Genomic DNA, 25,287 nt, shown 5'->3' on the forward strand with positions numbered 1-25,287 from the left:
CCGTTTTACCTATTGTTGTATTTGAAGTGTATTTTGCAACATGATTACCGCACCGTTAGCACCGACGGAACGCGCGGTAATCCGATAAACATTTGTCACTTTATTCATACTCTGGCCAGGGGAGCTCACTGATGGTAATTTCTCAATAATATAACTTGCTTGGCTGTTAGTATCTCCCTGAAAACTATTAATTACAGAAGCAGAATCAGACCAGTTGATTGTAGTCCATATTGGTGGATTATCTGCATCCAATATATAGAGTCCATTATTGTTTTGTAGAAAGTTTGCTGCAGTATAGGTTCCATTCAGGAGTTTATTGATTGCTTCATTTAGTGCACCTTCTGTTTTTTCTAAACTCATTTCTGTATCAGTTGCATTTGCTGCAATTCGAATTTGAGTGGTATTTAGAGAAATATTCGCAAGTGCTAAAACGGTAATCATAATGAGAAGAATCATTGTCAATAGCAGAATATAACCCTTTTCCTTTTTATGTTTGAAGAGAGTCAATTTTATAGCGATGTGATCAAAAGACTTTGTCGAAGGAATAGATTTTTTTTAAATAAAGGAGTTAAGTTCACGATATTGCATTCCTCAAGGCAATATTGATTTCATACACATGCCGAAGTCGATTATCATTGGGCACATTGACTGTGGTGCCTAACACAGTATATTGAGTGGTATTGGAGGTACCGGAAGCGATCTGTCCCGCAATTAAAAATCCTAAGCGAATAGTATAAACCTGCGCCCAGTTGGTTACTGCATCCGCTGTGACATACTGAGCGATCGAGCCATTACTGCCAATACCGTATTCTACTTTCATCACTTCAATTCCAGGCACGAGAGGTTGGATTGTCCATCCAGCACTGGTTAAAATTCCTCGCATCAGTGCACTTTGTCCCCCTTGACTTTGCCCTACAAAAAAAGCGGTTTGCTGCAATGGAATGAATTGGGCTCCTGCTTGGTAATTTACAATAAAAGTAGAGGCTCCATTTGCATATACTCCTGTACCTGCTGCATGTGAAATAGTGGTACCAGTTGACCCAGTAATTAAAAAGACCAAAGATGTAGTGCAATCAGATAACGCAGCAAATTGTCCTGCAGTAAGAGTAACTCCGCTCGTACTTTGCACCGTGAAGGAATCATTAGTCGAATCTATAGCAGTTACAGATGCGGGAAAGCTTGCTGGAACTGCACCAAGAACGACTAGAACATCGCTACTGTTTTCAATATTCCCTACAAGGGTAGGATCGAGCGCGGGAGTCCAATCGCTTGCATTGCTACTATTAGCAGCATTACTTTGTGATATTGTAATGGGTGAGCTATTGGCATTATACCCCATGATTAGGGTCGGATTGGCACTCAGTGAGCCAATAGGATTTGATCCTCCTCCATTTAAATTGGATATCGCTGTATTTATAGAGCCGCACCCTAAAAATCCTGCCGATCGAATAATAGGGGTCAGTAAATTGGTAATGGCATTTTCTGTATTTTGAATGAGATTCTGTGAATTAGTCGTTTTATAAATTTGAGTTTGAGTCACATAAATTTCCATGACTGCATAGCTGAGTAAAAGTCCAATAACAATTGCTATCATTAATTCAATTAAAGAAAATCCCTGTGGATGTTTTTGATAGTTTTTCATAATTGACTTTGGATGCTAAGTTGAACATAGTTGGGATTGGTTGGAGCAGGAGTAGTACTTGCCCCGACTAAGTTTATTGCCAAACTATCGTCCCATTGAATAGTAACTGTAATAATGGTATTCCCTGAGCTTCCTGGTGCTGGAGTAGCTGTAATAGAGCCACTACCATTAGGCAATTTACCCACATCATAGGTTAGCCAATACCAGGTATCATAGGTAGCTAGCTGGGGGCTTGAGCATGGGGACAGATTGCATAGCGTGCCAGGTGTTGGGGGAGGGTTGGTGTGCCCATGCTGTTGATATTAGAGATATTGTAGTTTCCATTAATTGCTGCTTGGTAATTGGCACGCATTTTATCAAATATATCGTAAGCACATTGAACTGCTTGTTGTTTCGCATAGCTTGAGTTATTGGCCTTGCTCGATAAAATGAGCATACTTGCTATCCCTAACATGCCAATAGCTAAAATTACAAAAGCGACTAGTACTTCAATTAAGGATAATCCTTTCTGTCGTACTCCTAAATTACTTACATGATACACTAATATTCTCCATTAAGGACATGTAAGTGCGCTGTTATCCCATACAGCCTGGCCAGGGGTTGCGCTTGATTGAACGAATCCAGTTGCCAATACTTCTACTGAGCGAGCAAATGCTCCCCCTCTGCTGTCGCAGAACTTAAAATTACCTGATGTCGTTGTCAATCCATGTGGGTCAAAAACCACGCCGGTTACATTACTCGAAAGTACAGGGTCTGCAGAAAAAAGTTGTTGGCTTTGTAATAATGAACTCGTACCTACAGAAGGTTGAGTGACCACAATCCATCCATTGCTCCAATTTCCACCACATGTTGTCGATTGAGCTACACCAAAAGGACATACTACAACGTTAATTGACTGACCTAAAGCGGTATTGCGAGCATAATTAAGTGAATTTACGAATATATCTGTTTTAGCAGTTAAACGATTATTCATCAGTAGGGTACTCAATGCGGGCACTGCTATAACTAATAAAATACAAAGAACTAATAATGTGATTAAGAGCTCAATTAATGTGAAGCCTTGCTTGGTTGTTATTCTGAGCTTCAAAGTCCGATCCCTGATTTGAACTAAATCCATTTTTAATATAATACAATACAAGTGTAATATGGAGGAAAGTATTTATGCAATACTTCCCTAAATATCGCTTAATCCCACTCAACAAATGTTTCGATATTTTTATCACTGGATATTGACGGTTGTTGCTGTTTTGTTTTGATTCGAGCGAGTACCTGTGCTCTGGCACATTGAGTCGGATATTTAAAGGTTTTTAAAGCATTTTCCAAACTGACAAATTCATAACCCTTTTGTTTATAAAGATGAATAATATCCGGTAAAACATATGCATTTAATAAATTTGCATGGATCAGCAGAATTTGTGCTTGATCATTATTGTGATGAAATTCATTATGTTCTTCAGCACGGAGTGTTTGCTGCCAGATAAAATCCAGATAAAAAGATTTTAATTCCTCTAGATATGTGCGTCTGTTTATTTCAGAAACGGATAATAGGCGTTGATTAAAAACAAAGTCTTTGGAATCAATGGTAATTGGGGCAACTTGATAATTTTTTTGTGCGAGGTAGCAAAGAATGTCTTCTTTTTTTCTTCCAGAGCTCATTGCTAAATAAGGATAACGAAAATATTTAGGTTCAGTTAAAACAGGTAATAAAATATTATCAGCTTTTTGAATTTCATGAATGTATTCTTTCGTATCCATTTTATTCAAATTAGCGTGACTGAGGGTATGATTGCCTAACCCGAAACCTGCATCACGAAACTTACGTAGTATTTCCCAATTGTTTTTACGCACTTCGCTGGCAATAATAAATCCTGTGGCAGGAACTTTCTCTTTTGTCATTGTTTCGATCATCATATTCAAATGAAAATTTCTATATTCACCAACAAAAGGTAAATCATCTATAGTAATAGATATCATTTTTTTAGGTACAGAGTGTAATTTTTCAGATTTTTCATTTTTTTCATTTACATGGCCATCTTGCATGTTCTGAGCTTGAATACCCTTGTGCAACGAATCGTAGTTTTCTTCTAATGCGTTACAAATGCTTGGCAGAGCAACTAAAAAAATGATGATGAATAATAGTTTTTTAATAATTAATGTAATTTTCATTCGCACGAACTACAAATAGATAAGAGAAAACAGCATTGTAGCAAAAATTAAACGAAATGGCTTATCCGAAGTGATATTGTTTATAAATATAAAGTGATACAGATAAAGTAGCAGTCACTTGTACTATGTAGCTACTTTATCTTGGAGAGCTAAGTTCAAATTTATATTTAAAGTTAAAAAAATTATCGGGTTAGTGCATCAGTACTTTTATGTTCCAGTTCATCATCTTCTTCTTCACTGGATTCATCTTTCTTGCCAGTTAGGAAAGAGAATTTGCTGAGTGCGGAAGCAATATAACTTTTGGGTGCTTTTTCTGGAATTTTACCTTCTTTGTTAAACTCTTCAACAACATGATGTAAAGCCACATTACGACAGTCATGAATCATGTCAATGCATAGAGTAAAAGTATTTTTCAAATCAAAACCTGCGATCTCAGAAAAAACGTGCTTGTTACGTATGGATTTTTTTGCCTCAGCTTTTGGTTCTACTGTAAGAAAACGCATGAATTGGGTTGTTGAAAAAATTAAGGCTTCGATATCTTGTGCATCCACTTCGCCTTTTTTACCTAGAATTTTATCTAATCCCTTATGAATAATAGAGTTTTCTGTGCTTGTTAATATGGCGGAAGCATATTCATCATCAATTTGTTTACGTACAAGATGCATCGCCCCAGCAAGAACCGCTAGTTTTTCAGATTCATTAATTCCTGTTGCTTGAACCGCTGCTTTTATTGTATTCAAAAAATGAAGTTGAGCCGCACGGTGTAAACCTAGCTTATTAATTTTTGAAACATTTTTATCTGCAAGTTCATCTTTGATTAAATCATCAAGAGCATGAGTTAGGTCTTCCCAGCTTCCAAATCGTCCGGTAGCTGATATCGGTGATTTTTTGCTTGCAGCGTATTCGCCTACAAATACAGTTTTTTGCTCTTCTGCCACTGGTGTTTCTTTTTTTTCCTCAACACTTGGTGGGGTAGGCTTTTCAAAAACCACAATTGATTGCCCAGTAGCAGCTAAGGAATCCACGATTGCTTTTTCAGCATTTTTTGATAGTAGATAACTTGTTTCAATAAGTTCATTTAAATGATTCGTAGGAATTGCATGTAGAATATGTTCTTTCTTGAATCCTTTACGTGAATCATTATTGATGAAAATTTGTTTTAAGAATTCATTAAGAGCAGTGTAAAATTTAGATGTTTGATACAGATCAGGTTTGTTTTCTGCGCGGACTTCAGCATTGATCCCTATTATATTTGCCAAGCTGTCGCTAAGTAAGCCAGAAGAGTCCAGCATTCCACGCTTATTTTCAATGTCTCTCATAACAGTTTGCATCGCACCGTAAAAAGTGAGTGCTGCAACTTGGGGTTTGATTGTTCTTTCACTTACTTGCTCTTCTAATCTGCTCAGTATGGCAGTGAGGTATTGAAGTTCGTACTTTCTTGGATTAGAAAGATCTTCAATTTTTTTTATTTTCTTATCACGTTTTAATAGTACATCCACAGCGTCATTAAATTCTTTTTTTAATGTGCTTAATTCCTTTAACTCAAACGTCATGTTTAGTCTCCAAATGTCCAATAGATAAATGTAAGTTCATCTTACAAGGCCTCAGTGTAAACTAAAGTAATCTTCCCGTCATGTATTTTCATTATACAATTTTAGTATTTTTAAAAACTTAATAAAATTCATTATGTTATTTACGTTTATTTGCAGTCTATACCGCTTTTTTTTGAAAAAAGGCATGAAAAAATGTAAAATAATGAGTAATATTTCTCTGTTTTTATTATTTTTATGACGCTGTTTGGGCAAAAAATTAACTTTGTGACTCACGCTGTATAGTGCCACACGCTCACGACTTTTTATGTAGTGCAAGGAGCGTTTTTAATGAGGTTTAGTATTGGACATCAAAAATGAGAAGCAGTTGCCACAACTATTTCTTAATAATGCTGTATTCGCATTATTCTTTCTCCTCGTGTGTCGAATTATTTCCATGTGTTTTATTCCACTTAATGATGTTTCTGAAGCACGTTATGCTGAGATTGCACGAAAGATGCTGGAAACTGGTAATTGGGTAACGCCACAGCATGATTATGGGGTTCCTTTTTGGGCTAAACCTCCTTTGTCAACTTGGCTCTCTGCTTTCTCAATGAAGCTTTTTGGTGTTAATGAGTTTGCCGCTCGTCTTCCAGGATTACTTTTGTCAGCAGCGGTTTTATGGCTTGTTTGGCGCTTAGCAAAAAAACATAGTGGTTCGTTGATTGCTATGATTACTACTTTGGTTTTAGCAGGGACTTTGTATTTTTTTCTTGATGCCGGAACAGTGATGACTGATCCGTCATTAGTGTTTTGTGTGACTTTGGTCATGGTGTCATTTTGGCATGCCTTAGTTGATGGAAAAAAGGTTTGGTCTTATGTTTTTTTTGTTGCTTTAGGATTAGGTTTGTTAGCGAAGGGACCCGTCGCTCTTGTTTTACCCGGAATGCCTTTATTTTTTTGGGTTTTGATTCGTAATGAATGGCGCAATTTATGGAAAAGATTACCTTGGATAAAAGGTATAGTGATTATGTTTGCCATAGCACTTCCCTGGTATATTTGGGCTGAACTACGAACTCCTGGCTTTTTAAATTATTTTATCATTGGTGAAAACTTCAATCGTTTTTTAAAGCCTGGATGGGTGGGTGACAAATATGGATATGCCCACAAGGAATATTGGGGGATGATTTGGATTTATGCTGCATCAGGAATTTTTCCCTGGTGCCTTCTTGGGCTTGCTTGGTTTATCAAATGCAGGCATAACGTTCGTAAAGTATTTCAAGATAATGATGGATGGTTAAGTTATTGTTTTCTTTGTACGGTAGTTCCGCTGTTCTTTTTTACATTCTCGAGCAATATTATTTATACTTATGTTTTTTGTAGCCTACCTGCTTTCTCATTGTTTTTTGTTGAATATTGGGATCGGGTAGGTGTAATGATTAGAGCGAAAAACTTAGTTTTAGGATTATCTCTAATTGTAGGAATAATTTTTTTAGCGGCTACTCTTGCCTTTAATATCATCCCGGAAGTAGTTTCAAAAACTCAAAAACCTGTGATTGCTGCATGGTTAAAACAACATCCACCAACTGGGGATTCACTGATTTATTGGGATTATAAAACAGAATTTTCAGCACAATTCTATGCAAGAGGAAAAGTAAAATTTGCTTTTAGCGAAAAAGAACTATGCCATTTGCTAATCAATCATCGTGACGATTACTTGGCTATCAGTCCATCTTACACAAAAGAAGTGTCACCACTTTTATTGAATAAAATGGAGTTGATTCAATATGTTTATGCAGGGGATAAACCATTCTTATTAATGCGCATTCCTGTTGCCGTAAGTAATTTGTGTGCTCATGCATAAAACTTGGGTTGGAGATGATGTACCCTGTCTTGTCTTTTTAGAGTAATAATTTTTTTACGACAAGTGTTTGTTCAATTAAGATACCAATTCATTTTGAGTTTTGATATACTCTGGCGCAATTTTATGCCATAAGGAGTAAATGTGTCGCAATCTGTTGCAGTGGATTCGAGAGCTTTTGTCCCTCGTGGTGACTTAATGGCTTGGATTGTATGTCTTTCGGCTGGGTTGTTTTTCTTTTATGAGTTTTTTCAGTTAAACATTTTTGATGTCATTAATCAGCCTTTACGTGACGATTTTCACATTGATGCGACTCAATTAAGCTGGATGTCTAGCGCTTATTTATGGGCCGATATCTTATTTCTTCTTCCTGCGGGAGTTATTTTAGATCGTTTTTCTACGCGTACAGTTATTCTGAGCGCTATGTTTGTTTGTATTTTAGGCACTGTTGGTTTTGCATTAACTGATTCATTTATTTTAGCTTCATGTTGTCATTTTCTCTCTGGAATTGGTAACGCATTCTGCTTTTTATCCTGTGTCGTTTTGGTCTCACATTGGTTTCCGCCGAGAAGACAAGCACTTGTAATCGGCAGCTTGGTTACTATGGCTTTTGTAGGTGGGATGATGGCTCATACTCCTTTTGCCTATCTTTATGAATTATTTGGGTGGCGTAATGCGTTATTAATTGATGGTGCTGTAGGCGCGGTATTGTTACTTTGGATTTATTGGATTGTGGCTGATAAACCTAAAAACGCACCAACCCGAGCACGTCTTAATCAAGGGCAAGTAATGTCTGGATTTCTCACGGCATTGTCCAACCCACAAAATTGGTTGGCAGGTTTTTATACGTCTTTTCTTAATTTACCTATTATGGTTTTATGCGCTCTATGGGGAGCGAGCTACTTACAGGTTGCTCATCATTTACCGGAAATGGCATCCAGTAATGTGGTGAGTCTTATTTTTATGGGGAGTGTTATTGGGTGTCCGTTGGCTGGCTGGTTGTCTGACGCTCAGGGACGTCGTAAACCTCTAATGATCATTGGAGCAATCGCGACGCTCATCACACTCATTCCTTTATTCCTAGACACAACTTTATCGCAATTCACGTTGAGTATTATCTTTTTTGCTTTAGGGCTTTTTACAAGTGCGCAAGTGATTACTTATCCTTTAGTTGCTGAAAGTAATTCTATAGAAAACACCGGGGCAGCAACAGGAGTTGCTTCTGTTATTATTATGGGCGGAGGTGGAGTAGGACAAGTATTATTTGGTTGGTTAATTGCACATCATGCGGGTCAATCAGTCACAACTTATACCGTCGCTGATTTTCAATTTGCTATGTGGATATTTCCAATAACAACTGTTGCAGCTTTAATTGCTGTATTAATAACTCGAGAAACATATTGCAAACGCTAAAGCTGAGGAGTAAAAATGCACATGGTGGATGAATTTCAAGAATATAATGAGGTTAAATCATCCTTATTACCCTGGATGGTGTGTTTTGCTGCAACCTTATTTTTCTTTTATGAATTCATTCAAGGAAATATGTTTGCATCTATCGCTGCAAATATCATGCAAGATTATCGTATTCAAGCAGATAAAATGGCATGGTTATCCAGCATTTATTACCTTTCTAATGTATTATTTCTTTTTGTTGCAGGAATGGTCCTTGATCGTTTCTCGATTAAAAATACTTTATTAATTGCTATGTTTTTGTGTGTGGCAAGTACTTTTCTGCTTGCTTACTCCCATTCTTTTTATACAGCGCTATTTTGTCGTTTTATTACAGGTATCGGAAGTGCGTTCTGTTTTTTAGGTCCTGTCCGTTTAGCATCCCATTGGTTTCCTCCAAGACGCATGGCTTTAGTAACTGGAGCTATCGTGACTATGGCAATGGCTGGTGGTATGCTGGCACAATATCCTTTAACTAAGCTGGTTCTTTTGGTAGGATGGCGCCAAGCGGTTCAAGATGTTGGAATCCTTGGTTTTGCCATGCTTATTGTGATGTTTTTTTGGATAAAAGAACGACCTCCTGTTGCAATAAAGCAAAAAGCGAAACCAATAGATATCGTGTCCGCAGCTAAAAAGGCATATCTTAATACACAGTATTTAAGAGCTGCATTCTATGCCAGTTTAATGAATATGGCGATTGCTGTTTTTGGTGCGATGATGGGGACTTTATATTTAGAACAACGTTTAGATATTAGTTCAGCGCAAGCTTCTATAATAAATGGCATGTTATTTTTAGGGGCAATTATTGGTTCTCCGCTTGTAGGGTGGATTTCTGATAGAATTGGATTGCGAATTGTTCCTATGAAAGTAGGTGTTATTACTTCCCTTCTAACGCTGCTTGCAGTTCTTTATCTTCCTGTTTCTTATAGCACTATGGCCTTTTTGTTTTTCTTGCTAGGCTTCTTTACTTCGGCTCAAGTAATAAGTTATGCCTTGGTTGCTGAAAGCAGTTCACCAGCAATGACTGCAACTGCAGTGAGTGTTATTTCCATATTAACTCAAGGTGGTTATATTATTTATCAAAATTTGTTCAGTTATTTATTAACTAATCATAGCGGTATGCAGATAATAAATGGAACACCAATTTATTCACTGAGTGCCTATCAATATGCAGCAATTATTTTACCTGTAGGATTATTCATAGCATTTCTTATGCTCTTCGGTTTAAATGAAACACGTTGCCAACAATTTGAGGATTAAGATGACAGGGAGAGTATGTATATTATTGATGGATTCATTTGGTATAGGTGCCAGCCTTGACGCTTCTCGTTATGGAGATACAGGTGCTAATACATTTGTTCATATTCATGAGGCGTGTGGCAGAGGTGAAGGAGATAAAGAAGGATTGCGTCAAGGTGCGCTCACTTTACCAAATTTGGCAAAGTTGGGGCTTTATCATGCAGCTTTAGCGAGTTCTGGATTGCGTTTTGTTGAGTTGTCCACTTTTGCTGAACCTATTGGTTATTACGGTTATGCAGTGGAGCAGAGTTTAGGCAAGGATACTCCGAGTGGGCACTGGGAGTTAGCTGGTGTCCCAGTGACTTTTGAATGGGGTTACTTTCCTGAACAACCTTTTTGTTTCCCAAAAAAATTGATTGATACTTTTATCAAGCGTGCTCAGCTGCCCGGTGTATTGGGAGAAAAGCATGCCTCTGGTACGACCATACTTGACGAACTCGGTGATGAACACATACGTACCGGAAAACCTATTGTTTATACTTCTGCGGATAGTGTATTTCAAATTGCTGCCCATGAAGAAATTTTTGGGTTGCACCGTTTATATGATATTTGTGACATCGCACGTGACTTAGTGGATGAATATCAGATAGGTCGTGTTATTGCACGTCCATTCATTGGGCAGCAGGGGGCATTCAAACGAACAGCAAATCGTAAAGACTACGCAACTTTACCGCCGGCAAAAACACTACTTGATTACTTAAAGGATGCAGGCCGTGAAGTGATTAGCATTGGAAAAATTGCCGATATTTATGCACACCAAGGTATTACTCAAACCATTAAGGCTGATGGAAATATGGCTTTATTTGATGCAACTTTGTTGGCAATGAAGACAGCGCCGGAGGGAAGTTTAATTTTCACAAATTTTGTGGATTTTGACTCTTCATACGGCCATAGACGTGATGTAATTGGTTATGCTCATGCGCTCGAGGCGTTTGATGCCCGTCTTCCAGAGCTCGATGCGGTATTGCAGCCTGATGACCTTGTTTTTATTGCAGCAGATCATGGTTGTGATCCAACATTTCCTGGCTCTGATCATACGCGGGAACATATTCCGGTACTTGTATATGGTCCAAGTCTTAAAAGTAAATTTATAGGTCGTCGAGATACCTTCGCAGATGTCGGACAAAGCATCGCAGAACATCTTGGATTGGAACATTTATCTCATGGTATCTCTTTTTTAAATTGATTATTTAATGTGCGTGCGGGCTAAGAAGGCGGTGAATCTCGTTACCTATTAACTACTGATTCTTGTCAGGCAAAAGAGGTGTTTACGTCGTCTCAAAGTCCTGATAAACGCTTTTGTTATGGTCTCGTCGCTGTGATACTTAAACTCTCTGTTGATTGAGAGGTATTAAAAAAACCTCGGAGAAAGGACTGAGTTTTTTATAAAAAAGCCAATCATAGAGCCTACTGAATTCATGTCGTTATAGCGGCTTAAAGTGGTGGCTGGTTGGTTTGTGCCAAGGAGTACTTTATTAATGAATGTCTGGCAATCATTATCACCAGGTTTCATGCTTTTTAATACGTGACCAACAGTGCAGGGCATAGTTTCTTGTAATTTATTATGAAGAGCGAGCATCTCAATTATTTTTCTCCCTTTCACTGTTCTTAGTTCTTGTTGATCAGGCTTTTCGCCGGTATCAGCAGGTGCTTGGGTGAATTCAAATAAAAACTCAGACTTTTCGATTTTAATAACAATATAGAAATGATGGCCTAAGTAGCCATGAAGTGATGAACCACCTATAAATCCGGCTTTAAAACTATTAATTTCATAAGTAATATTTTCTTCAAGAAACTGCTCAAATCTTTGTATGTTATTTTCAAAACATTGCTGTAGAATTTTTTCTTCGTTAAGGTAATGTTTAAAGGATTTATTTTCTGAATGATTAGGAGTGATGGTTTGTTGTAAATTTTCCATGCATCGATAAAGACCATTAAGGCCAAACTCAATTTGACGAAGAAACTCATCTTTAAATAATTTTTTTGGATCTCTGAATCCCAAGATAGCTCCTAACCAATAACCAGTCACTAGGCCTATGCCCAGACCTTTAAAAGGCTCATAATTCCAAGCACCTCTGATAATGCTAACCAGACCACCTAGTAGTCCACCAGCAATACTGCATAAAAGGCTAGCAAGCGCACCTACGACATGAAGGAGAATAATTTTAAATTGGATGCTAAAAGTGTTTAATTGGGCAATGGTTTGCAGCGTATTATATTGTTCTATAAGTTCATTAAAAAAATTGAGATTAGATGAACTGTTTTGATGTGGTTTATCGGGATTATCAACAAATGATAAAAGAGTTTCTAAGAATTTTTTTGGGATTTGATGAATTTTTCTTTGATTGAATGAAGAAGAATAAACAAATAATATTTTATTTCACCTGCTGGTAGTGTTGTAATTTTTTCTTCACAAAGCGTAATAAGTTGAATTTGAAGTGATTTATCTTGTTTTGTGTTCATGGATTAATCTTATAGCAAGTGATTTAAAAAAACACAACTCCAGGTGGTGATCTAAATTTAATCAATACGGGTTTTGTAGATCCTTTATGAGTAATCAATAAAACTTTGTTTTCTCCAATAAAATTTACACGCTACTCTTGTTTTTTTATCAATCATCCCCATGTTCAATGTTCCGATTTGATTTGAGGATTTAATTTTGGAACAATTTCGTGGAACAACCATCCTTTCAGTACGACGTGGTAATCAGGTAGTTATTGGAGGTGATGGTCAGGTGACTTTGGGTAATACTGTAATGAAGGGAAATGCCCGTAAAGTACGACGACTCTATAAAGACCAGGTCATCGCTGGTTTTGCTGGAGGAACTGCAGATGCGTTCACCCTTTTTGAACGTTTTGAGAGCAAGTTGGAAATGCACCAGGGGCACTTAGTGCGTGCTGCAGTTGAGCTTGCTAAAGATTGGCGAACAGATAGAATGTTACGTCGACTGGAAGCCGTTCTTGCTGTAGCAGATGTCAAATCCTCCTTAATTATTACAGGTAATGGTGATGTAATAGAGCCTGAGCACAGTTTGATTGCTATTGGTTCTGGAGGTCCTTTTGCACAGGCTGCTGCACGAGCATTGCTGGAAAATACAGATTTATCCGCTCTAGAAATAGTGCGTAAGGCGTTAACGATCGCTGGCGACATCTGTATTTATACCAATAACCATTTAACTTTAGAAGAATTAAATAATGTCAACAAATAACAGTATGGTGACTAATCCTCGCGAAGTTCGAGAAGTGATGACTCCTCGAGAGATTGTCCAAGAATTAGATAAGTATATTATTGGCCAGGATAATGCTAAAAGGGCTGTGGCTATCGCTTTACGTAACCGTTGGCGTCGGATGAAAATTCAAGATCCTGCTTTACGAAATGAAATTATGCCCAAAAACATCCTTATGATAGGGCCAACCGGAGTAGGTAAAACAGAGATTGCACGCCGCTTAGCGAAATTAGCACGTGCCCCATTTATCAAAGTAGAAGCTACGAAATTTACCGAAGTAGGTTATGTTGGACGCGATGTAGATTCTATTCTGCGTGATTTAGCAGATATTGCGGTGAAGCAAGAACGTGAATTTGCTATGAAAAAAGTGGAACATTTGGCTGAAGATGCAGCTGAAGAACGAATTCTCGACGTGTTGCTTCCTCCTCCCCGCGGTAGTTTAACTCCCGGAGAAAAGGACAGCACTGCAAGACAAGTATTTCGTAAGCAACTACGCGAAGGGGCACTTAATGATAATGAAATTGAAATAGAAGTTTCAGCAACTCCAATAGGCATTGAAATTATGGCTCCTCCGGGTATGGAAGAGATGACAAGCCAATTACAATCAATGTTCCAACAGGTGGGTAGTCATCGAACAAAAACACGAAAAATGACTATTGCTAAAGCAATGCAAATATTGCGTGAAGAAGAAGCTGCTAAACTGATTAATGAAGATGATATTAAAACCCGCGCCATAGAAAATGTAGAACAAAATGGTATTGTTTTTATTGATGAATTGGATAAAGTAGCCAGACGTGCTGAAAATGGAGGCGGCGGAGATGTTTCTCGTGAAGGAGTTCAAAGAGACTTGTTGCCCTTAGTTGAAGGCACTACAGTTACCACTAAATATGGCATGATTCGCTCAGATCATATTTTATTCATAGCATCCGGAGCGTTTCATGTAGCGAAACCATCTGATTTGATCGCTGAATTGCAGGGGCGTTTACCCATACGCGTTGAGTTATCCGCACTCTCCGTTGAGGATTTTGTACGCATTCTTACAGAACCTACGGCATCCTTAACATTACAATACAGTGCTTTGATGGCAACAGAAGGTCTCACGTTAACTTTTGATCAATCAGGCATCAGACGTATTGCAGAGGTAGCATGGCAAGTGAATGAGCGCACAGAAAACATTGGCGCGCGCAGACTCTATACAGTAATGGAACGACTACTGGAAGTGGTTTCGTTTGAAGCTACAGACAAATCAGGCGAATCTGTATATGTTGATAAGGCCTACGTAGATAAAAACTTGGGACAGCTTGTGGCAGATGAAGATTTGGCTCGTTATATACTTTAAAATTTAATAGTTCAACAAGATACCCGCTGCCTTAAGTATTATCATAAGTTAATGAGGGGGCGTTTGGGATAAAGTGCCTATTTAAATCCAGTCTCCACTTCGAACTGCTCGCGTTTCTCAGCCCGAACGGTTCGAAATAAAACCATGCACTCTTCTAAGAATCTCAGGTTAATTTAAAATGATTGACCTGATATTCTGAATAACACTCTGATGCCATCCAGAAATAACCTATGCTTTGGATCTCGAAATAATTCTACTAGGCACGTTCCTCTGTGCTCTGCTACTCTAATCCTGGGTTGCAATTTTCACTCAATTGTGTCAAATAAAAACTATATGTCTTCAAGGAGAGAAAAAATGTCACATGGATCGGATTCTATTGCTACAATCAAAAGTGGAGATGTTGAGTTTTTGCAAGAGGCTGATGATTCTTCGATAAGCTCTCCTTTTTCGTGTATTGGATTAACCACAAACTCATTTTTTAAACGCTCAAAAGCTAATTTGGTTTTTCCAGATTCTTATTCCAAACTCTGGAGTAGGGTTGAAGAAAATTCAAACATACGAAGAATCAAATCATTGCTCATAGATTACACCAAAGAGAATTTTTTATTGGGTTCCTCTATTGGCCTTATTATTTCAGGGCATTGGAATAGACATCATGTTAGTGCAGTCAGTAAAATCATCGCAAATATTTCTGTGAAAAATTATTATGAGTCAGCTGATGATGTTGTTGCAGATTTAAAAGCACTAAAACCTGAAATAGGAGGATCTTTATATCAACGAATTAAATTTATTGAAATGAAATTAGAAGAGAATCTAAGGTATTATTTTAATTATTAGTATGGAGTTGTTTGATGTCAGATCCTTATATTTTGGTTTTGTATTACTCGCGCAGTGGTTCTGTTGCGCAATTAGCACAGTATATCGCACGTGGTGTAGCGCATGTAACAGGTATTGAAGCACGCTTAAGAACAGTTCCCCCAGTTTCTGCAACATGCGAAGCAGTAGACAAGGCGGTTCCAGATACTGGTGCACCTTATGCCACATTGGATGATTTACGTTATTGCCATGGCTTGGCGTTGGGAAGCCCAACTCGTTTTGGGAACATGGCTGCTCCTATGAAGTATTTTTTAGATAGCACATCTTCATTGTGGTTGGCAGGGGATTTAGTGGATAAACCCGCCTGTGTATTTTCTTCTTCTGCGAGTATGCATGGAGGTCAAGAGACAACCCTGTGCAGTATGATGTTACCTTTGCTGCATCACGGTATGATTTTAGTAGGATTACCTTATTCTGAGCCTGCATTAAATGATACAATCAGTGGAGGCACACCTTATGGTGCAACCCATGTTTCAGGTGTAGCAAATGATCGCCCTTTAAGCCAGGATGAAATTAATTTAGCGAAGCATTTGGGTGAACGATTAGCTAGAACCGCTTTAAAATTGAGTGAAGATAAATGAAAGTTATTAGTTTTAATGCCAATGGGATACGCTCGGCGGCACGCAACGGTTTTTATGAATGGCTTGTAACCCAAGATGCAGATTTTGTTTGTATCCAAGAAACTAAAGTACAGCCGGATCAATTAATTCCAGAAGAAACATATTATCCCCGTGATTATTTTGTGACTATTATTCAGCTCAAAAGAAAGGATATAGTGGGGTAGCAATTTATGCCCGTCATAAGCCCATTCGCGTTATTAAAGGAATAGGTTTCGACTATTGCGATAATGAAGGGCGATATATTCAATTTGATTATCCGAAATTTAGTATTGTTTCACTTTACTTACCCTCTGGGACAAGTGGTGAAGAACGCCAAGAGGTGAAGTATCAATTTTTAGAGCAATTCGCTAAACATTTAATGCAATTAAAAAATGAAGGACGCGAATTAATTATATGTGGGGATTATAATATCGCGCATAAAGAAATTGATTTAAAAAATTGGAAAGGCAATCGAAAAAATTCAGGTTTTTTACCTGAAGAACGAGCTTGGATGGATAAGTTGTTTGGGAATATGGGATTTATAGACGCATTTCGAGTTCATAATCAAGAAGAAGAACAATACACTTGGTGGTCTTTTAGAGGGCGAGCTTGGGAGAAAAATGTAGGATGGAGAATTGATTATCAGGTGGTGACTCCCGGATTTATTGAAGATGTGGTTCATAGTCATATTTTTCGTGACATACGCTTATCGGATCACGCTCCTTTATTAATTGAATATAAAGGAGATTGGTGTGATTAAATTGGCTAGTTGGAATGTTAATTCACTTAAGGTTAGATTAGAGCAAGTAGTGTCCTGGTTGGATTCTTCTGATATGGATATCCTTGCAATACAAGAAACAAAATTAATCGATGAGAATTTTCCTAGGGCTGTATTTGTAGAAAAAGGGTATCATGTTGTATTTTCTGGGCAAAAAACATACAATGGTGTTGCTATCATTAGTAAATATCCTTTTTCTGATATTCTTACAGATATTCCTGATTTAGATGATCCCCAACGACGGATTTTGATCGTAACTGTCGCTGGAATTCGTTTGATCAATTTATACGTCCCTAATGGTTCTGAGCTTACCTCAGATAAATATCAATATAAATTGAATTGGTTACAAAAAGTTACTCATTTTATTCAACAACAAATGAGTATTTATCCTAAAATTGCAGTAGTTGGAGATTTTAATATTGCTCCCGAAGATCGAGATGTGCATGATCCTATTGCATGGGAAGGTTCTGTATTGGTCAGTCCCGCTGAACGAAATGCTTTTACCCAGCTGCTACAGCTTGGATTTCATGACAGTTTTAGAAACTTCATTCAAGAAGAGCAATCGTTTAGTTGGTGGGATTATCGTGCCGCGGCTTTTAGACGTAATCGGGGTTTGCGTATTGATCATATCTTATTAAATAAAGAACTGAATCAGTTATGCAGACAATCAGTGATTGACAAGGAACCTAGAAAAGTAGAGAGACCTTCGGATCATGCTCCTGTTTGGGTTGCATTGGAGTTAAATAAGGTTTAATTACGTTGAGGCTTGTAATTGTATATTCTATAGTGCTCCTAAGTTCTATATCTCGTTGCAAGCTTGTTCGATTCAGTCATGTATTTTAGTATACTCCTTCATCTTGCTTTCCTTGCTTAGTGGATGGCGCAGTACTTTTCCTTAAGAATGTTAATATGCACCAAATTTAGTTTTGGTGCATAAGTCATAAACGTGAGTTATAGAAAAAGGTATTTATTTGTTTTACTTCATTTATTTTGAAGTGTTTCAAATAAAAACCAAATTCTTCTCTCTGTTTCGTCTATGTACTCTTCGAGAATACTAGTTGTAGCAAAATCATTTCCTTTATTGCATATTTCGTGCGCTTTCCTCATACTTTTTAAGAAATCTTCGTTATCTTTTAAGAGTTGATGAAGCATTTCTTCCGCGGATAATATTTCATGATTATCCTTAATTGTCTGCAGTTCTTTGATTTGTCCGATAGATTGAATTGTTTTTTCTCCTAATTTTCGGACTCGTTCTGCTAGAACATCAATCATTGAAAAAATTTGCTCACTTTGTTCATCGAGCAAAAGATGATAATCGCGATAATGTGGTCCAGTCATGTGCCAATGAAAATTTTTTGTTTTGACAAATAAGGCAAAAGTATTAGCAACAAGTGGATTAATCGCTTCAGCGATTTTCCGCCTATCTTTAATATCAAGATCATTGGGAGTATCTAGTTTATAAAGCTCCATTTTTTTCATTTTAAGCTCCTTTGGTTTTAATTAGGTTATCTTAAGAATTGTAGGTTATTATTATGAGTAATGAGTTAAATATTGTACGTCCTGTGTTGAAAATACAAAAATTAAAGGCTGGGAAAGGTTAAAACGGGGATGATGATCAGAAAAATTGCTTTAAAGAAGATTTTCTGCTATTGTTTCGCGTCATTTGTGTCGAGTATGGTGCCTGGCAGTGGATCAGGTGGCGATACTCATAACTATAGAGAGTCGTATTATGAAGGCATCAATTCATCCTGAATATAAAAAAGTTAAAGTAACGTGTAGTTGCGGTGAGGAATTTGAAACTAGATCAACATTAGGTAAAGACTTGAACATTGAAGTATGTTCAAAATGTCATCCTTTCTATACGGGTAAGCAAAAATTAGTAGATACTGGTGGACGAGTCCAGAAGTTTCGTGATCGTTACAGCCAACGTTCTGCATCTAATAAAGAAGAAAGTAAATAAGGCGCATTGTTTTGCGCCTTATTTATTTATGCTTCACTCGAAGTATAACTTATTGACAGATTGCTGCCTTCGTTGTAAATTTTTGTTGGTTGTTCAGTCTAGATAATTCAATTCTTGTTTAAGTCCATATTATTCCTTAGCTATTTCTCTTAGAATTAGGAGTGGCTCGAATGCTTATGTCTAAGAGCTTGGAATAAGCGATGAATTGATAATGGTTGTAAGATTCCGAATCTTACTTAAAATAAATTTCATTTTATTTAAGAGAGCAAGTACTTTGGATAACGAAGTTTTGAAACAATGTGCATTGGATTATCACGAATTTCCTACCCCTGGGAAACTCGGTGTTCATGTGACCAAATCAACAGACTCTCAGAGTGATTTATCTTTGGCTTATACACCAGGTGTCGCGGCTCCTGTAATTGCTATAGCAGAAAATCCTGAAAACGCTTATCGTTACACTAATAAAGGAAATTTAGTGGCAGTAATGACTAATGGTACCGCGGTTCTTGGTCTAGGCGATCTTGGGCCTCTTGCTAGTAAGCCTGTTATGGAAGGAAAAGCAGTTTTATTTAAGCGTTTTGCTGGTATTGATGTATTTGATATCGAAATTGATGCCCATGACCCCCAAGCTTTTATTGCTACAGCAAAACGAATTTCTCCGACATTTGGTGGGATTAATTTAGAAGATTTGAAAGCTCCCGAATGTTTTGAAATTGAACAAGCTTTAATCGAACAATTAAATATTCCAGTTTTCCATGATGATCAACATGGAACTGCTATCGTAGTTGCTGCGGGTTTACTAAATGCTCTTGAGTTACAACACAAAAAATTATCTGAAGCACGAATTGTTTGTATAGGGGCTGGTGCTGCGGGCATCGCTTCAATGCGCTTACTTGCTGCCTTGGGTGCTCCTAAAGAAAATATGTTGCTTTTGGACACTAAAGGCGTCATTCATTCGGGCCGCACCGATCTAAATGCTTATAAGTTTGCTTTTTCGCGTACGACCGAATGCAGAACCTTGGCTGATGCATTAGTTGACGCAGATGTATTTATCGGTGTTGCGAAACCAGATTTATTAGATGCTAATTTATTAAAACTGATGGCAGCTAAACCCATTATTTTTGCATTATCCAACCCGGATCCTGAAATCAGACCTGAAATAGCTCATCGGGTACGCGATGATATAGTCATAGCTACTGGACGTAGTGACTATCCTAATCAGGTAAACAATGTATTATGTTTTCCATATATTTTTCGTGGCGCCTTGGATGTGCGTGCTAAATGTATTAATCAATCCATGCAAATTGCGGCAGTTGAGTCAATCCGCCAATTAGTGCATGAGCCAGTTCCCCAGGTAGTGAAGGATAATTACCCAGGTGTTACGTATTGGGAGTTTGGTCCTAACTATATTCTTCCAAAGCCTATAGATCCTCGTTTGCGAGAGCGAGTTCCAGCTGCTGTAGCCCAAGCTGCAATAGCAAGTGGCGTAAGTCAATAAGTTGTATGTAATTTAAATTTAAAAGTAGCATCCCATATGCAATAAGGGATCTCTGGGTGTAGATGTATGCCGTATGAGATGTCCTCATTACCATTGATATAAGAAGCTTGTAGTCGTCCTCGCATAAGAGGGACCCATGTTGATGGAGGTACAATACTCCTAAAATGGATTTCCTCTTTCGCGAAAATGACAAACCCTTAAGTTAATGGCAGTGATTGCGTTTAGGATAAATAGGTGAATTAAATAAAAGAGTATTTGCCGCCTTAGATTAAGACTGTAGATGCTTTTGCTTAACCAATGTTAAGGAGATAACCTTGCTTTCTGAAAACCGTAGAAATTACGCATTAATTGGATGGCTTATCTGTGGTCTTGGAGCCATGTTTTATAGTTACGAATATTTGCTGCGGATCGCGCCTAGTGCGATGGAAACGGCACTGCGTGAACATTTTAATTTGTCAGCTACAGGATTTGGGAATATTTCATCTGTTTATTATTATGCTTATGTTCCCATGCAGTTACCTGTGGGAATCATGATGGACCGTTACGGTCCAAGACGTTTATTAACTTTTGCATGTTTCATTTGTGTCATCGGAACTTTTTTATTCACAGGAACAACCTCATTTTGGGTTGCAGCTGCGGGGCGATTTTTGGTTGGGTTAGGATCCGCATTTGCATTTGTCGGTGTATTAAAGCTAGCAACAATCTGGTTGCCGGAAAATAAGCTTGCCATGGTTTCAGGAATTACTTCGGCGTTAGGAACTGTTGGTGCGATGCTAGGTGATAATTTTTTAGAAATATTTGTTCATAGATTAGGTTGGATCCGGACTCTAAATATGACCGCCTTTTTTGGTATTGTATTAACCTTTATCTTGTGGTTAGGTATCCATGATAAGAAAGGTCGTTACAGACAGAGTGGCACTGTTTCTTCTTTTAAGAACGGTATGATTGACTTAGGTATTATTGCGCGTAATAAACAAATATGGGTGAACGGATTATTTGGCTGTTTGGTTTATTTACCTACAACAGTTTTTGCTGAATTGTGGGGAATTCCTTACTTAAGGCATGCTCATGGATTATCTGCACATGGCGCTGGTTTAGCGAATTCGTTGCTTTTTTTAGGGTTTACTTTAGGAGCCCCATTGATGGGATACTTTTCTGATCGCATCGCGCGCAGAAAATTGCCTATGCTTTTAGGGTCTAGTGTAGCCACGGTATTGATGGTAGTTATTCTGTATTTTCCTGGTTTGAGCGAGAGTAATGTACAGATTCTCATGTTTTTCTTAGGACTGTTTTATAGTGCACAAGCGATTGTATTCGCAGTCGGTCGGGAGTTGAGTCCAGGTGAAGCCGCAGGTACGGCAATGGCTTTAACTAACATGATCGTTATGTTAGGCGGTATGTTATTGCAGCCTTTAGTCGGATACTTATTAGATTTTAGTTATTCTTTACGTAGTGGTGCTTCTCTTTCAACGGCATTAGCAGTTGAGAATGTACATAAACTTTATAACATGACTGACTATCGTATTGCTTTGGCATTTATACCTATCGGTATGTGTATTGCTGCTTTATTAACGTTCTTCTTAAAGGAAACACACGCTCATGCACCTAAATGAAATTGTTTCAAGAAAACAGCTGCTGTTAGGCCTGTTTATCTGCTTTGTTGGGGCAGTGTTTTATTGCTATGAGTTTATTTTACGCATCATTCCAGGCGTGTTACAGACTGAGCTTAGTACTGCTTTGGGACATATTTCAGCCACAACTTTTGGTCAAATATCTGCCCTGTATTATTTTGCATATTCCCCTATGCAGATGCCTGTTGGGATGTTAATGGATAGATTTGGCCCAAGACGACTTTTAACGTTTGCATGTCTATGTTGTACCGTCGGTTCGTGGATGTTTACATTAACTTCATCTATGTTTTTAGTAGGATCAGGACGTTTTTTAGTAGGGTTTGGCTCTTCTTTTGCTTTTGTTGGTGTGCTTTCCCTTGCATTGCATTGGTTACCCAGACGTTATTTTTCTTTAGTTGCGGGTCTAATGACTACTCTTGGAATGTTAGGTCTTGTTTATGGTGAAGTAAAAATTACTGAATGGTCTCAGAGTATAGGTTGGGAGCAAGTATTAATCCTGATCGCCATTGTTGGTGCTGGTTTAAGTGTACTGATGTTGCTTGTGGTTCGTGATGGACCAGAAGGCCATCAATCGAATAACCATCCTTTACCGGAGTTTTTTCGAAATGTGCTTAAAGTACTTGTGGCTCCTGAAGTTTGGGTTATCGGTTTTGTGGGGGCGTGTTTATATACTTCTTTATCCGTGTTTGGTGAGTTATGGGGAAAAACGTATTTGGAACAAGCCCATCATTTAACTAAGGTTGAAGCAGCGAAGACGGTTTCTGCAGTATTTTTGGGTTGGGCAGTTGGAGCTCCTGTAGCGGGATATTTATCAGATCGCTCGGGAAAACGTTTATTACCATTGGTTTTAGGTGCTATTTTTGCTTTAATTTGTATTAGTCTTGTTTTGTATTGTCCAGGTTTGTCTTATTTTAGCCTCAATGTTTTATTATTTTTATATGGCGTGTTTAGCGCTACAGAAATTATCGTGTTTATTATGGCTAAAGAATGCAGCGGTGCTCAATTATCAGGTACTGTTTTTGCAGCGACTAATATGATAATTTCTCTCGCTGGGGCTGTGTTCCAACCTTTAGTGGGTAAATTATTGGATACGTTTGGGGATAGCGGTATTGTTAAGGGAGAACATATTTACACTGTCGTAGATTATCAAGTGGCTTTATCCATATTACCCCTTTCATTGTTATTAGTTACTATTCTTGCTTTTTTTATTAAAGATCATAAAGATCACCCAATTGTTTAAGTAAAATGTCCGGTAACCTGCCGACTCTTGGTTAAACGGCCAATATGGCCGTGTTTTAAAGAGGATCGTTTCCAGGATGTATATTGTAACTCGAGGTTTCTAGTACATTTTTTTGTTTTAGGCCTCCGCTTTTGCGGAGGGTGATTTTTTTCGAAATTGAGAATAAAGCGACATGGGAGCTCATAATTGAGTGACTCGTTATTTCATGCCTTTGCATTCTGCTTTTGTGAAGCCACACCCAACAAAGCACATAAGTAGCATTATGAGTTTTGGCAGGGTGACATTGATGGGGCATTGACTTCTGAGTGAGCATTGTCTGTTATTTCTTGTTGGGGCGATTCTGGCATTTCCATATTAGATTTGCTTGAACGAGGAGCGGTCATGGAGGGCTCACTATCAAGTGATGTCGCAACAGGTTCCGGAGAGTTCTTCGCTGCCTTAGGAGAGTTCTCTAATTTAGATGCGTTCTCTGTGAATTGAGCTGAATTCTTAGAAGGGGTTGGTATTGGGATATCGTTATAATTTTTTCCTGCTTTCAGTTGGTCAACAAGCTCCTTATACCCACCTTCTGGGAATGCTTTGTTGGTTCTTGGATCAATCAGTTCACCATTTTTAGTAAGCGCAATTACATCACCTCCCATGGAAACTCTTCCATCCGCTCCTTGTTTTGCTAAATCTCTGAGAAAATCTTCTTCTGCTTGAGAATTCTTAAATTGCAGCGTTATCCTGCCGTTAGCTTGGTCTACTTTAAATTTATTTTCATCTTCATCAAAATCAGGTTTTTGTTTTTTGTATCTTTTAAGCCAGTCATCACACATTTGGTTAAGATCAAGATTTTTGTTAGGATCCTTTTTAACGTCCATAATTTTTGTATTTTGTTCCGTTTCCTGGTTTGGATTTAGCATTCCTTGGTTGTTAGCTGACATATTTGCTAGATCTTGCTCCATCTTTTTTTGGTTGTTTTCTTGTAGTTGCTGTGCTGTTTTTGGTTTAGTTCTTTTTGTATATCTTGTGCTGTAGTAACCATTTGCTTCTCCACATATTTTGCTTTGGTTCAATAGAGTGCGAATTTTTGATAGCGCTCAAGTAATAATCATATTTAATCATTTTGAACACAACCAGTCCAATTCATTGGATTTATATATGATATGAAACGATTCAATAATTATTTTATTTCAAAAAGTTATGTGTAAAAAATCTTGATTTAATAGTTAAAAAACATGTTTTTCTATTTCAAAAGTGAGTAATTATTCAATTTAAGACCAGCGTTGGGTGATGCTTAGTCATGCTTAGATTATTTAATTAAATATGGCAATTAACTCATTGACGGGTTGCCGCATCGATCCCTGGCAGTTGATAAAACGGGCGACTCGGAAGCTTTTGATTTCCGCCTTTCTATAGTGATGGCGGGTAAATTCTGTATCATGGTTGGAGAGAATAACTGGAATACCTTTTGCTGCTGATTCTTTAGCGAGCTCAGTGAGCTCAATCTGATCTTCATTAGTAAATAATTTTTGATTGTAGGGTAAATGGGGCGTTTTTTCTGAAAGTGGTACATAAGGAGGATCACAATAGATTACATCACCGCGCTCTGCAAGCTCAAAAGTCTTTCTAAAATCATTATGAATAAATTCAGCACATTGACTTTTCTGATGAAAAAGATGCATTTCTTTGTGTGGAAAATAAGGCTTTGTATAAAGTCCAAAAGGAACGTTATAGATGCCTTTAGAGTTATAGCGGCACAAGCCATTATAACCATGTCTGTTGAGGTAAAGAAAGTAAGCCGATTTTTGTAAGGAATAAGGAGAGGCATTAAAATCAGATCTTATTTGATAATATTTTTCTTTACGATTGAATTCAGGGTTAAAAAAAGATTCACAATACTCAATAAATGGATCACCTCGTTGTTGTAATAGAGTAAATAAATGGATTAAATCAAGATTACTTTCGGCAAGGAGATAAGAAGGATAATTTGTATTCATAAAGACAACACCAGAACCAGTGAACGGCTCAATTAGGCGTTTGCCCGGAGGGAGAGCAGGAATAATTTTTTCCAAACAGTTGTATTTACTACCTGCCCATTTTAGGAAAGGTCTTATTTTAATCATAGAGAGTACCACGATTGATTCAGGAGGAAGTATTGCTTATTTTTAAGAAAAAAAACAGAATTTTTTTGTATTGGACTGTTTGTATT

General features: G+C 37.7%; 25 protein-coding genes and 1 pseudogene. 14 read left to right on the forward strand and 12 right to left on the reverse strand.

Annotation, left to right across the window (positions count from 1 at the left end):
- Nucleotides 1-9: 9 nt before the first annotated feature.
- From EL220_RS05520 to EL220_RS05545, 7 genes are all read right to left on the reverse strand, one after another.
- Nucleotides 10-441 (reverse strand): pilus assembly PilX family protein, encoded by a 432-nt coding sequence (locus tag EL220_RS05520; RefSeq protein ID WP_232002642.1) that lies wholly within the window; start codon nt 439-441, stop codon nt 10-12.
- A 133-nt stretch (nt 442-574) separates the two neighbouring features.
- Nucleotides 575-1,642: a PilW family protein gene (locus EL220_RS05525; RefSeq protein ID WP_027271737.1), complete on the reverse strand. Its 1,068-nt coding sequence runs from the start codon at nt 1,640-1,642 to the stop codon at nt 575-577.
- Nucleotides 1,639-1,818, reverse strand: a complete 180-nt coding sequence (locus EL220_RS18660; protein WP_232002643.1) for a hypothetical protein — start codon at nt 1,816-1,818, stop codon at nt 1,639-1,641. Before EL220_RS18660 ends, EL220_RS05525 begins: the two co-directional genes overlap by 4 nt.
- A gap of 44 nt (nt 1,819-1,862) precedes the next feature.
- Nucleotides 1,863-2,183: a type IV pilus modification protein PilV gene (pilV, locus tag EL220_RS18665; RefSeq protein WP_232002644.1), complete on the reverse strand. Its 321-nt coding sequence runs from the start codon at nt 2,181-2,183 to the stop codon at nt 1,863-1,865.
- A 12-nt stretch (nt 2,184-2,195) separates the two neighbouring features.
- Nucleotides 2,196-2,729 (reverse strand): GspH/FimT family protein, encoded by a 534-nt coding sequence (locus EL220_RS05535; protein ID WP_027271739.1) that lies wholly within the window; start codon nt 2,727-2,729, stop codon nt 2,196-2,198.
- 98 nt (nt 2,730-2,827) lie between these two features.
- A complete protein-coding gene (locus EL220_RS05540; protein WP_232002732.1) occupies nt 2,828-3,682 on the reverse strand; it encodes a polysaccharide deacetylase family protein in 855 nt (284 codons plus the stop codon).
- 308 nt (nt 3,683-3,990) lie between these two features.
- Nucleotides 3,991-5,361 (reverse strand): hypothetical protein, encoded by a 1,371-nt coding sequence (locus EL220_RS05545; RefSeq protein WP_027271741.1) that lies wholly within the window; start codon nt 5,359-5,361, stop codon nt 3,991-3,993.
- Nucleotides 5,362-5,701: 340 nt separating this feature from the next.
- On the opposite strand from EL220_RS05545, the gene EL220_RS05555 reads away from it, so the two are divergent.
- From EL220_RS05555 to EL220_RS05570, 4 genes are all read left to right on the forward strand, one after another.
- Entirely contained in the window at nt 5,702-7,201 is a 1,500-nt protein-coding gene (locus EL220_RS05555; protein ID WP_027271742.1) for an ArnT family glycosyltransferase, read from the forward strand.
- Between the two features lie 141 nt (nt 7,202-7,342).
- Nucleotides 7,343-8,611 carry an MFS transporter gene (locus EL220_RS05560; protein WP_027271743.1) on the forward strand — a complete coding sequence of 423 codons (1,269 nt, stop codon included), beginning with the start codon at nt 7,343-7,345 and terminating at the stop codon, nt 8,609-8,611.
- A 15-nt stretch (nt 8,612-8,626) separates the two neighbouring features.
- Nucleotides 8,627-9,907: an MFS transporter gene (locus EL220_RS05565; protein WP_027271744.1), complete on the forward strand. Its 1,281-nt coding sequence runs from the start codon at nt 8,627-8,629 to the stop codon at nt 9,905-9,907.
- A 1-nt stretch (nt 9,908) separates the two neighbouring features.
- Nucleotides 9,909-11,132, forward strand: a complete 1,224-nt coding sequence (locus tag EL220_RS05570) for a phosphopentomutase (protein ID WP_027271745.1) — start codon at nt 9,909-9,911, stop codon at nt 11,130-11,132.
- A gap of 165 nt (nt 11,133-11,297) precedes the next feature.
- Here EL220_RS05570 and EL220_RS05575 read toward each other — a convergent pair whose 3' ends face one another.
- Together EL220_RS05575 and EL220_RS18145 are read right to left on the reverse strand one after the other, a co-directional pair.
- Nucleotides 11,298-11,948 (reverse strand): hypothetical protein, encoded by a 651-nt coding sequence (locus tag EL220_RS05575; RefSeq protein WP_128130840.1) that lies wholly within the window; start codon nt 11,946-11,948, stop codon nt 11,298-11,300.
- Nucleotides 11,949-12,253: 305 nt separating this feature from the next.
- Nucleotides 12,254-12,409: a hypothetical protein gene (locus EL220_RS18145; protein ID WP_164838757.1), complete on the reverse strand. Its 156-nt coding sequence runs from the start codon at nt 12,407-12,409 to the stop codon at nt 12,254-12,256.
- Nucleotides 12,410-12,605: 196 nt separating this feature from the next.
- Here EL220_RS18145 and hslV point away from each other — a divergent pair, with 196 nt between their 5' ends.
- From hslV to xth, 6 genes and pseudogenes are all read left to right on the forward strand, one after another.
- Nucleotides 12,606-13,154: an ATP-dependent protease subunit HslV gene (gene hslV, locus EL220_RS05580; protein WP_027271746.1), complete on the forward strand. Its 549-nt coding sequence runs from the start codon at nt 12,606-12,608 to the stop codon at nt 13,152-13,154.
- A complete protein-coding gene (hslU, locus tag EL220_RS05585) occupies nt 13,141-14,511 on the forward strand; it encodes an ATP-dependent protease ATPase subunit HslU (RefSeq protein ID WP_187326702.1) in 1,371 nt (456 codons plus the stop codon). The genes hslV and hslU overlap by 14 nt, the downstream gene beginning before the upstream one ends.
- Nucleotides 14,512-14,865: 354 nt before the next feature.
- Nucleotides 14,866-15,348 carry a DUF5617 domain-containing protein gene (locus EL220_RS05590; RefSeq protein WP_027271748.1) on the forward strand — a complete coding sequence of 161 codons (483 nt, stop codon included), beginning with the start codon at nt 14,866-14,868 and terminating at the stop codon, nt 15,346-15,348.
- 14 nt (nt 15,349-15,362) lie between these two features.
- Nucleotides 15,363-15,968 (forward strand): NAD(P)H:quinone oxidoreductase, encoded by a 606-nt coding sequence (wrbA, locus tag EL220_RS05595; protein WP_027271749.1) that lies wholly within the window; start codon nt 15,363-15,365, stop codon nt 15,966-15,968.
- Nucleotides 15,965-16,746: pseudogene (locus tag EL220_RS05600) on the forward strand (exodeoxyribonuclease III). Before wrbA ends, EL220_RS05600 begins: the two are co-directional and overlap by 4 nt.
- Nucleotides 16,739-17,518 (forward strand): exodeoxyribonuclease III, encoded by a 780-nt coding sequence (gene xth, locus EL220_RS05605; protein ID WP_027271751.1) that lies wholly within the window; start codon nt 16,739-16,741, stop codon nt 17,516-17,518. Before EL220_RS05600 ends, xth begins: the two are co-directional and overlap by 8 nt.
- Nucleotides 17,519-17,745: 227 nt before the next feature.
- On the opposite strand, the gene EL220_RS05610 is transcribed toward xth, so the two are convergent.
- On the reverse strand, nt 17,746-18,243 hold the full coding sequence (locus tag EL220_RS05610) for a Dps family protein (protein ID WP_027271752.1): 498 nt from the start codon (nt 18,241-18,243) through the stop codon (nt 17,746-17,748).
- Nucleotides 18,244-18,493: 250 nt separating this feature from the next.
- Between EL220_RS05610 and rpmE the strand changes: the two genes are divergently transcribed.
- The 4 genes from rpmE to EL220_RS05630 all read left to right on the forward strand — a co-directional run bounded on the left by rpmE (nt 18,494) and on the right by EL220_RS05630 (nt 23,093).
- The gene (rpmE, locus tag EL220_RS05615; protein ID WP_027271753.1) at nt 18,494-18,724 is read left to right on the forward strand and encodes a 50S ribosomal protein L31; all 231 of its coding nucleotides are present in this window, start codon (nt 18,494-18,496) and stop codon (nt 18,722-18,724) included.
- A gap of 274 nt (nt 18,725-18,998) precedes the next feature.
- Complete coding sequence (locus tag EL220_RS05620; RefSeq protein ID WP_027271754.1) at nt 18,999-20,222, forward strand: malic enzyme-like NAD(P)-binding protein; 1,224 nt, start codon at nt 18,999-19,001, stop codon at nt 20,220-20,222.
- 314 nt (nt 20,223-20,536) lie between these two features.
- Nucleotides 20,537-21,835: an MFS transporter gene (locus EL220_RS05625; protein ID WP_027271755.1), complete on the forward strand. Its 1,299-nt coding sequence runs from the start codon at nt 20,537-20,539 to the stop codon at nt 21,833-21,835.
- Nucleotides 21,822-23,093 (forward strand): MFS transporter, encoded by a 1,272-nt coding sequence (locus EL220_RS05630; RefSeq protein WP_027271756.1) that lies wholly within the window; start codon nt 21,822-21,824, stop codon nt 23,091-23,093. Before EL220_RS05625 ends, EL220_RS05630 begins: the two co-directional genes overlap by 14 nt.
- Nucleotides 23,094-23,353: 260 nt before the next feature.
- Here EL220_RS05630 and EL220_RS05635 read toward each other — a convergent pair whose 3' ends face one another.
- A complete protein-coding gene (locus EL220_RS05635; protein ID WP_232002645.1) occupies nt 23,354-24,151 on the reverse strand; it encodes a hypothetical protein in 798 nt (265 codons plus the stop codon).
- 240 nt (nt 24,152-24,391) lie between these two features.
- Nucleotides 24,392-25,201 (reverse strand): Dam family site-specific DNA-(adenine-N6)-methyltransferase, encoded by an 810-nt coding sequence (locus EL220_RS05640; protein WP_027271757.1) that lies wholly within the window; start codon nt 25,199-25,201, stop codon nt 24,392-24,394.
- Nucleotides 25,202-25,287 lie beyond the last annotated feature (86 nt).

The sequence above is a fragment of the Legionella sainthelensi genome (genome assembly GCF_900637685.1).
Lineage (GTDB): Bacteria > Pseudomonadota > Gammaproteobacteria > Legionellales > Legionellaceae > Legionella > Legionella sainthelensi.